1 protein-coding gene is annotated in these 535 nt (G+C 70.5%); it reads left to right on the top strand.

All coding sequences use genetic code 11. The features are described 5' to 3' along the window. Positions 1-535 (top strand): NAD(P)/FAD-dependent oxidoreductase (locus tag ACXJKJ_RS31950; RefSeq protein ID WP_457395749.1); only part of this gene is annotated, 535 nt, incomplete at both ends.

Here is a 535-nt window from a genome sequence, read left to right as displayed (position 1 = left end):
CGTGCTGTCGACCTTCCCCGAGGTGCTCTCGCTCAAGGCCCGCCGCCAGCTGGAAAAACTGGGCGTGGAAGTACTCACCGGTACGCCGGTCAGCGACATCAACAGCGATGGCTTCCAGCTCGGCGATCACTTCGTCCCCGCGCGCACCGTGGTGTGGGCTGCCGGCGTGGCCGCCTCGCCGCTGGCGCGCACGTTGGACGTCCAGCTGGACCGCGCCGGCCGCGTGCCGGTGCAGCCAGACCTCACCCTGGACGGCCATCCGGAAATCTTCGTCGCCGGCGACCTGGCCGCGCTCAGCCAGGCCGACGGCCGGCCGGTGCCCGGCGTGGCGCCTGCGGCCAAGCAGATGGGCAAGCATGTGGCGGCGATCATCCGCGCACGGTTGGAGAACAAGCCCGCGCCCGGGCCGTTCAAGTACCAGGACTTCGGCAACCTGGCCACGATCGGGCGCATGGCCGCGATCGTGCACCTGGGCAGGCTGCAGTTGTCCGGCGTGCTGGCCTGGTGGTTCTGGCTGGCCGCGCACGTGTTCTTC

The organism is Roseateles sp. P5_E1, from assembly GCF_054049335.1.
This window is presented reverse-complemented; position numbering and strand designations above follow the sequence as displayed.